Source organism: Actinoalloteichus spitiensis RMV-1378, from assembly GCF_000239155.1.
In the GTDB taxonomy this organism is placed as follows: Bacteria; Actinomycetota; Actinomycetes; order Mycobacteriales; family Pseudonocardiaceae; genus Actinoalloteichus_B; species Actinoalloteichus_B spitiensis.
Map to the genome: position 1 here is coordinate 1 of NZ_AGVX02000303.1, position 2,276 is coordinate 2,276.

Genomic DNA, 2,276 nt, shown 5'->3' on the forward strand with positions numbered 1-2,276 from the left:
CGCTGGCCGCCGCTGCCCGCGCGGCGGGCAGCGCGGCCCTTCCTCCCACAACGCCGTCGACGGCCCGTCGTCCCTGGGGGTTGAGTGAAGTCGTGCGACACCTTCACAACTCCGATGTCGGTAGTCAGACGCTAGAACAGATGCAACTCGTCACCGAGCAGCTCTGTTGCGAGTACGCTTGGCGGGACGCCCGTGAACTGCACCGTGAAACCATGTACTGGTTGGAGTACAGCGCCCACCTCCTCGAACGCCCAACCACGCTCCGGGAACATCGGGACATCCTGGTCAACGCCGGTTGGCTCACCCTGCTTCTTGGCTGCCTGGAATACGATCTCGGGAATATCAGACAAGCCGAACTCAGCCGCCTGGCCGCCCTACAGATCGGCAAGGAGTCCGGACACGCCGAGATCGTGGGATGGACCTTCGAGTTGAGCGCATGGTTCGCGCTCACGCAAGGCCGCCTACGCTCCGTCGCCCAGTACGCGGAGGCCGGATCCGCGGCGGCTCCCCATTCTTCCGTCGTCGTTCAGCTTGCCGCCCAGTCAGCGAAGGCCCACGCCCGGATGGGGCAAGGAGATCACGTACACCGGACGTTGGACGAGGGATATCGCCTACTCACCCGGCACGATCACCCCACTCGGCCCGAAAATCACTTCGTCGTCGATCCAACCAAATGGGACTTCTACGCGATGGACTGCTACCGACTGGTGGGCGACAACCGACGGGCGACGGAGCACGCACACGAGGTCATACACCTGTCCCGAGCGCCCGACGGAACCGAGAAAAGTCCCATGCGGGCAACGGAAGCCAGGTTCACCCTCGGCATCTCCGCGCTGCGAACGGGGGACATCGAGTCAGCGGTGTCGTGGATCGAGAAAGCGAAACAGGAAGGTCGGCGTTCACAACTTCCCTTCGCCATGCTCGCTCAGGAGGCCAGGCGACAAACGCTTGAACTCTATCCCGGAGACCCAGCCGCGCGACCCATACTCGAGACGCTCCAACTGTCCGTCCCCAATGGGTGATCGAGCTCGAAGCGCCACCCCCCTCACTCGGCCGCACGCCTGCCTCAGTCGGGAAGCAAGCTGGCGGATACCACGCTCGCCACGCTCGATCTTGCTCAACCAGTCCTCGGATCGGCCCACCATGCCCGCCAGGGCGACCTGGGCGAGGCCCCGCCGGCGCCGGTAGAAGGCCACTCGTTCCCCGATGCTCAGTGGGTCGCCAGCACCGCGCATGACCACGAGACCAGCGTCCTCAGCGGACGGGGTGCCCGCCACGAGCGTTCGACGACGCGCTCCCATCCAGGTACGCCAACCATCGGCCACCTTTCACAGGGATCCGCGAGGTGGGCGCGTACACACCCGGGTCGGGGCAGCGGGCGGACCAGCGGTCCGGGTCAGTGGCGGGTCCCGGGTGAATCACCGCCACCGACCGTGGACCGCCCTCCTCCGACTGCCTCCTCGTCAGGTCAGGCCGGCGAGGCGAGCTCCCAGGGCCGGGGGTGGCTGACGTCGGCCTCGGAGGACCCGAAGGAGTGCCGCCGCAGCGGTGCGACGTACCGGCAGAGCCGCAGCCAGGTCCGGCTGACGAGGGTGTCCAGGGTGCCGCTCGCGACCATCTGGTCCCGCGCCGCGAGCGCGTCCCGCACGGCGGCGTAGCCGTGCTCCCGGAGGTCCCGTTCATAGGTGCGGACGGAGTCGAGGAGCCGGTCGTGGGTCGTCGTGGCCAGCAGCTGGGTCAGGCGGCGGGCGTCCCGCAGCGCCGCGTTGCCGCCGAGGCCGCCGGTGGCGGGCACGGCGTGGATGGCGTCGCCGAGCAGGGTCACCCGGCTCGACGGCCAGGGCGGCAGCTGGGGTGCCACCCGGAAGACGCTCACGCCCCGGCTGTCCTCCTCGGACTCGTCGATCAGGCGGCGGAACACCGGGTGCCAGTCGGCGACGAGGCCGGCCGCGACGGCACGCAGGCGGTCCGGCCCGAGACCACCGATGTCCGGGGGCAGGTGGTCGGGGGCGGACACCAGCGCGGTGAGCAGGTAGGGCTGGTCGATCGGTGGCGGGGTGCGGCCGGTGACGTCGGCGAGGACCCGCTTCGCGCCGGGCGGTGGCTGGTAGGCGGAGGTGAACAGCGAGTAGGGGCCGGCTCCGGTCACCAGGTTCATGCCCTGCCGGAACCTGCGGGGCACCCACTCCCGGCCGTCGGTGAGCATCAGTTTGTTGGCGAGCCCGACGACGCCGGCGGCGATCGGTTCGCCGTGCGGCAGGTACTGCCGCCGCACC

2 protein-coding genes and 1 pseudogene are annotated in these 2,276 nt (G+C 69.2%); 1 reads left to right on the forward strand and 2 read right to left on the reverse strand.

What is annotated here, in order from left to right; all coding sequences use genetic code 11:
- On the forward strand, positions 1–1,022 hold a 1,022-nt coding region (locus ACTIDRAF_RS34230; RefSeq protein WP_211215344.1), incomplete at its 5' end, for an NsdA family TPR-like regulatory protein.
- A 57-nt stretch (positions 1,023–1,079) separates the two neighbouring features.
- On the opposite strand, the pseudogene ACTIDRAF_RS32840 reads toward ACTIDRAF_RS34230, so the two are convergent.
- Positions 1,080–1,235 (reverse strand): annotated as a pseudogene (locus tag ACTIDRAF_RS32840) (helix-turn-helix domain-containing protein); the annotation flags it as partial.
- Between the two features lie 233 nt (positions 1,236–1,468).
- Positions 1,469–2,276: FAD-dependent oxidoreductase (locus ACTIDRAF_RS0213955; RefSeq protein WP_016699352.1), on the reverse strand; the 808-nt coding region annotated here is incomplete at its 5' end.